Origin of the sequence: Roseisolibacter sp. H3M3-2, from assembly GCF_029211165.1 — a bacterium.
In the GTDB taxonomy this organism is placed as follows: Bacteria; Gemmatimonadota; Gemmatimonadetes; order Gemmatimonadales; family Gemmatimonadaceae; genus Roseisolibacter.
The window spans coordinates 1-5,741 of the sequence record NZ_JARGEK010000318.1 but is presented as its reverse complement, the minus strand read 5'-3'; the positions used below and the strand labels follow the sequence as shown (position 1 = coordinate 5,741).

Genomic DNA, 5,741 nt, shown 5'->3' with positions numbered 1-5,741 from the left:
CCGACTGGCACCTGCGCGACCCGGCCACCGACGGCGTCCCCGGCACCGGCGCGGCCCGCGCGCTGCGCGAGCTGCTGCGCGACGCCGCCCCGCGCCGCCGCGTCCTCGTCGCGGTCATCGACGGCGGCGTCGACACCGCGCACGTGGCGCTCCGCCCGTCGCTCTGGGCCAACCCGGGCGAGCGCCCCGGCAACCGCGCCGACGACGACGCCAACGGCTACGTCGACGACGTGCGCGGCTGGAACTTCATCGGCGGCGCCGACGGCCGGAACGTCAACGAGGAGCGCCTCGAGCTCACGCGCCTCGCCGCCGCCTGCGCGAAGGGCGGCGCCTCGCCGGTCGAGGTCTCCTGTCCCGTCCTGCGCCAGCGCCTCGACTCGGCGCGCGCCGAGGCCGTGCAGCTGCAGACGCAGTACGCCGCCATCGGCACCGCGCTCGAGGGCGCCGTCGCCACGCTCGCGTCCGCGCTCGGCGTCCCCGCCGACCAGGTCACGCGCGCCCGCGTCGAGGCGCTCCGGCCGGCCAACGAGCAGCAGCAGCGCGCCCGCGCGCAGTTCCTCTTCCTCGCCTCCAACGGCGCCACCCCCGAGGCGGTGCGCGAGGCGCGCGAGGCGATGGACGACCGGGTGAAGTACGAGCTCAACCCGGACTTCGACCCGCGCACGATCGTCGGCGACACGCCGGCCGCCGGGCGCCGCTACGGCAACCCCGACGTCACCGGCCCCGACGCGTCGCACGGCAGCCACGTCGCCGGCATCATCGCCGCCGCGCGCGGCGACAGCGGCACCGTCGGCGTCGCCCCCGGCGTGACGATCCTCCCGGTGCGCGCGATCCCCAACGGCGACGAGCGCGACAAGGACGTCGCCAACGCGATCCGCTACGCCGTCGACCGCGGCGCGCAGATCATCAACATGAGCTTCGGCAAGGGCTACTCCCCCGAGAAGGCGCGCGTCGACAGCGCCATCCGGTACGCCGAGTCGAAGGGCGTGCTGCTGGTGCACGCCGCCGGCAACGACGGCGAGGACGCCGACGCGCACCGCAGCTTCCCCGTCCCCGAGGTCGAGGGGGGCGCGCGCGTCTCCACGTGGCTCGAGGTCGGCGCGTCGTCGTGGAACCCGGAGGCGCTGGCCGCCCCGTTCTCGAACTACGGGCAGAAGCGGGTCGACCTGTTCGCCCCCGGCGTCGACATCCTCTCGACCGTCCCCGGCGGCGGCTACAAGCGCGAGCAGGGGACGAGCATGGCCGCGCCGGTGGTCAGCGGCGTCGCGGCGCTCCTCATGGCGCACTTCCCGACGCTCACCGCGGCCGACGTGAAGCGGATCATCCTGCAGACCGTCACCCCGTACCGCGACCGGCCGACCACGAAGCCGGGGGGCGAGGGGCAGGTCCCCTTCGGCACCCTCTCCGCCACCGGGGGCGTCGTGAACGCCTACGAGGCGGTCAAGAAGGCCCTCGACGAGACGCGCGCGCGGCCGTGACCGGTCCCCTCCTCGCGCCGGCCGGCGAGGACGCCTTCGAGGTCCCCTTCGAGGTCCTGACCGCGGCCCCCGGCGCCGGCGCGACCCCGCGCGAGCGCTTCCTGCAGCACCGACGCACCGCCGGCCGGTCCCCCCGGCTGGAGCGGCGCGTCGTGCGCGTGCGCGGCCTCGACCTGGCGGTCTGGCTCTCCCCGGCCGTCCCGGGAGTGGCGCCATTGTGCGCCGTGAACGGCGGGCTGCTGTTCGACCACCGCTCGCTCTGGCCCACGCTGGCGCCCCTCGCCGTTGGCCGGCAGGTCGTGCTCTACGACCAGCGCGGGCGCGGCGAGTCGCAGCCCCCGCCCGGACTGCGCGCCGCCCGCCTCGAGCACGACGCCGGCGACCTCCAAGCCCTCCGCGAGGCGCTCGGCATCCCCACCTGGGACCTGCTCGGCCACTCCTGGGGCGGCGGGATCGCCATGCTGGCGGCCGCGCAGGACCCGGCGGTGCGCCGGCTCGTCCTGGCCGACCCGGTCGGCGTGACCGGCGAGTGGCTGCCCCCCCTCCACGCCGCCGCGGTCGAGCGGCTCGCCGCGCAGGACCCGCCCGCCGCCGACCGGCTCGCGGCGCTCGACCCCGCCGCACTCGCGGAGGCGGACCCCGAGCGCCACGCCGACTACGCGGTGGCGTTCTACCCCGCGTGGTTCGCCGACCCGTCGCTCCCCGCCCTCGCGCCCACCACGCGCGCGGTCAGCGCGACGGGCGCGGCTGTGGCCGCCAGGCTCCGCCGCGAGGGATACGACTGGCGCGACGCGCTGCGTGCCCTTTCGGCGCCATCGCTCGTCGTCCACGGTGATCGCGACCTGCTCCCGGCCAGTCAGTCGGGACGCACCGTCGCGCACCTGCCCGGGGCCCGGCTGGCCGTCCTCGCGGACGCCGGCCACATGCCCTTCTGGGAGGCGCCCGACCGCTTCTTCCCCCTGGTCGACGCCTTCCTCTCCGCCTGACCGCACGCCCCGCCGCACCGCCCGCACGTCCGCGCAGCACCCGCCGGTCCCCCGCACCACACCCCGCTCGACCCTCCCGCACGTCGCGGCCCCCCGGCCGCACCGCGCCCCCCACCCGCGCGACCCATGCAGCGCAGCGAGTTCTCCCTCCTCGGCGCCCTCGGCGCCCTCGCCCTGTTCGTCGGGGCCCAGGCCTATCAGCAGGCGCACCCGCGCCGCACGGCCAGCGAGTCCTCGGGCTCCGTGGCCGGGAGCATCGGCCGCGGGCTCAAGAAGGAACGCATCACGACCCGCGGCGCCCGCGAGACCGAGCGCGACCACATGCACGCCGTGGCCGTCGAGCTCTCGACCGCGCGCCGCCTGGACCGCGACGAGGTCCGCCGCCGCCTGCAGGAGGGAGAGGCCGGCACCTACATGGGCGAGCTGCTGCTCGACCGCGACTCCTCGCTCACCCGCTGGCCCGACCGCTCGGAGCGCCCGCTCCGCGTCTGGATCGGCAACGGCGCCGGCAAGCCGGGGTGGCAGGACGAGTACCGCGAGCAGGTCCGCCAGGCGTTCGAGAGCTGGGAGAACTCGGGGATCCCCGTCCGCTTCGACTTCGTCCCCGACTCGGCGACCGCCGACGTCCACGTGACGTGGATCGACCGGTTCACCGACCCGATCTCGGGGAAGACGCTCTGGTCGCGCGACGACCGCTGGTGGATCGTCGACGCCGACATCACCCTCGCCCTGCACCACCGCGACGGCGACCCGCTCGACGCCGCCCAGACGCGCGCGATCGCCCTCCACGAGATCGGCCACCTGCTCGGCCTCGACCACACGGGGGACGCGGCGAACATCATGGCGCCGAAGGTCCGGGTGCGGGATCTGTCGACCGCGGATCGGGCGACGGTGCGGCTGCTCTACTCCGTGCCCGCCGGCCGCGTCCGCTGACCGCCCGATAGGGCGGGAGTCGTCACTACGGGAGTCATCAGAGCGGGAGTCGCGACTGCGCAGTGCGCGGTCACGACTCCCGCTCTTTCGACTCCCGAAGTCGCCACTCCCGCCGTTCCCGGCGCATAGCTTGCCCCGGCGCAGACCTATGGCTGAAAAGATCTTCGACGTCGCCATCGTCGGCGGTGGCCCCGCCGGCCTGTCCGCCGCCATCTGGCTCGGCCGCTACCTCCACGACGTCGTCCTCGTCGACTCGGGGGACCCGCGCAACTGGGAGACGCGCGGGGTGAACGGCTACCTCGGGCTGCCCGGCATCCGCCCCGCCGAGCTGCGCGCGGCCGGGCGCGAGGAGGCGAAGAAGTACGGCGCCACCCTCGTCGACGGCTTCGTCGTGCGCGCGCACCGCGAGGCGGACGACCGCTTCGTGCTCGAGTACGACCCGATGCCGGTCACGAAGGCGGAGCTCGACCGCCCGGGCCCGGGCGCGCCGCGGCGCCCCGAGGACAACGAGCCGTGCGAGGCCACGCGCCCGATCGTGGCGCGCCGCGTCCTGCTCGCGATCGGCCTCAAGGACGTCTGGCCTCGCGTCCCCGGGCTCGAGCAGGTGTACGGCGACCGCGCGCACGTCTGCCCCGACTGCGACGGCTTCGAGACGCGCGACAAGAAGACCGTCATCCTCGGCAAGGGGCGCAAGGCGGTGGGGATGGCGCTCAACCTCACCACGTGGACGCGCGACCTCGTCATCTGCACCAACGGCGAGCCGCTCGGCGCGGAGCCCGACGTCGCGGCCAAGCTGGCGCCGCTCGGGATCGCGGTGCGCACGGAGCCCGTCCTCGGGATCACGCTGCGCGAGGGGACGCTGCGGTCGCTGCAGTTCGAGACCGGCGAGGCGCTGGGGTGCGAGAAGATCTTCTTCGCCATCGGGCAGTATCCGGCCGACGACCTGGGGGCGCAGCTCGGCTGCGCGCGCGACGCCGAGGGGCACGTCGAGGTCGACGACGCCTACCACACGTCGGTGCGCAACGTGTTCGCGGCGGGGGACATCGTGCCGGGGCCGCAGCTCGGCATCGCCGCCGCCGCCGACGGCGCCATCGCGGCGCTGGCGATCCACAAGTCGCTCGTCCCCGAGGAGCGCAAGCTGAAGCGGCGCCACGCGTCGGAGGACGTGAAGCCGCACCGCGTGCGGCCCAGGGACGACGGGGGCGCCGCGGCGCCCCCGTGGCAGGCGTCGGAGGACGGCGCGGCTACCAGCGCACGGTGACGTCCTTCTCGTGCCCCGCGCGGTCGACGCGCAGCGGGAGCGCGCGCTCGTCCGCGTAGCGCTGCACGACGCGGTGCAGCGCCGCCGGCGTCAGCACCGGCTGGCCGCCGGCGCGCACGATGACGTCGCCGCCGCGCAGCCCCGCGGCCGCCGACGCGGTCCCCGGGAGCACGCGCACCACGAGCCCGCGCTCGGCGGCGGCGCGCAGCTCCTCGCGCAGGTCGTTGTCGGCCGCCACCACCTTGGCGCCGAGCACCACCGAGCTGGCGCCGAAGCCGATGACCACCGGGAGGGGCGGCATCGCGGGGAGCGGCGCCGGCGGCGCGTCGCCGATCGCGACCGGCGTCGCCGGCGCGCCGGGGGCGGCGGGCGCGGTGGCCGTCGTCACCTGGAACTCGCGCGGCGGGCGCGGCGCGCGAGGGCGCGGCGCCGTCCCCGGCTCGAGCGCCTCGACGTACGCGCCGCGGCGCTGCTCCATCTCGAAGCGCCCGTCGCCGGAGCGCACGATCACCTGCGTGCCGAGCGGCACCGAGCGGAAGAACGCGTAGGTCGGCCGCTGCTCGATGGTGATCGGCTTCTCGACCGTCCGGCCGTCGCGCCGCACCGTCACGCGCAGCCGCTGCCCGGGGACGAACAGCCGGTCGAGCGCGATCTCGCCGCTCTTGAGCAGGTCGCGCCCCGCGTAGGCGACGATCGTGTCGCCCGACGTCAGCCCGCCCTTCTCGGCCGGCGAGCCCGGCTCGACGCTCACCACCACCGGGTAGCTGCAGTAGCGCACCACGCGCCCCTCGGCGGTCACGCGCAGGTCGGACACGTCGACGGTGTTGACGCCGAGCCAGCCGACCGGCTTGCGCACCACGACGCGCGCCGGGCGCGCCTCGCCGTCGGGCGCGGGGGTGAGCACGTCGCGCGTCGTCAGCGCGCGCACCTCCACCCGCTCGACGCGGCGGGGCGACGCCGCCTCGCGCGTCGGCACCGTCGCCTCGCACGGCCCCGCGCTCGCCATCGAGGTCACGATGGTCATCGTCCCGCCGCGCGCCCCGCCCTGCTGCGCGGCGGCCGGGCGCGCCGTCCCGATCCGTC

General features: G+C 76.2%; 5 protein-coding genes. 4 read left to right on the top strand and 1 reads right to left on the bottom strand.

What is annotated here, in order from left to right:
• The 4 genes from PYV61_RS19925 to PYV61_RS19910 form a co-directional block, all read left to right on the top strand.
• Positions 1 to 1,478 (top strand): S8 family peptidase (locus PYV61_RS19925; RefSeq protein ID WP_275834898.1); only part of this gene is annotated, 1,478 nt, incomplete at its 5' end.
• Complete coding sequence (locus tag PYV61_RS19920) at positions 1,475 to 2,464, top strand: alpha/beta hydrolase (RefSeq protein WP_275834896.1); 990 nt, start codon at positions 1,475 to 1,477, stop codon at positions 2,462 to 2,464. The genes PYV61_RS19925 and PYV61_RS19920, both read left to right, overlap by 4 nt.
• Before the next feature lie 126 nt (positions 2,465 to 2,590).
• The gene (locus PYV61_RS19915) at positions 2,591 to 3,397 is read left to right on the top strand and encodes a matrixin family metalloprotease (protein WP_275834894.1); all 807 of its coding nucleotides are present in this window, start codon (positions 2,591 to 2,593) and stop codon (positions 3,395 to 3,397) included.
• A gap of 148 nt (positions 3,398 to 3,545) precedes the next feature.
• The gene (locus PYV61_RS19910; RefSeq protein ID WP_275834892.1) at positions 3,546 to 4,658 is read left to right on the top strand and encodes an NAD(P)/FAD-dependent oxidoreductase; all 1,113 of its coding nucleotides are present in this window, start codon (positions 3,546 to 3,548) and stop codon (positions 4,656 to 4,658) included.
• On the opposite strand, the gene PYV61_RS19905 is transcribed toward PYV61_RS19910, so the two are convergent.
• Positions 4,642 to 5,741 (bottom strand): PDZ domain-containing protein (locus PYV61_RS19905; RefSeq protein WP_275834890.1); only part of this gene is annotated, 1,100 nt, incomplete at its 5' end. The two genes, PYV61_RS19910 and PYV61_RS19905, sit on opposite strands and share 17 nt — an antisense overlap.

Bases quoted from the DNA above. Each gene is read 5' to 3' on its own strand.
- PYV61_RS19910 (WP_275834892.1), top strand. From the start codon at position 3,546: ATGGCTGAAAAGATCTTCGACGTCGCCATCGTCGGCGGTGGCCCCGCC.
- PYV61_RS19915 (WP_275834894.1), top strand. From the start codon at position 2,591: ATGCAGCGCAGCGAGTTCTCCCTCCTCGGCGCCCTCGGCGCCCTCGCC.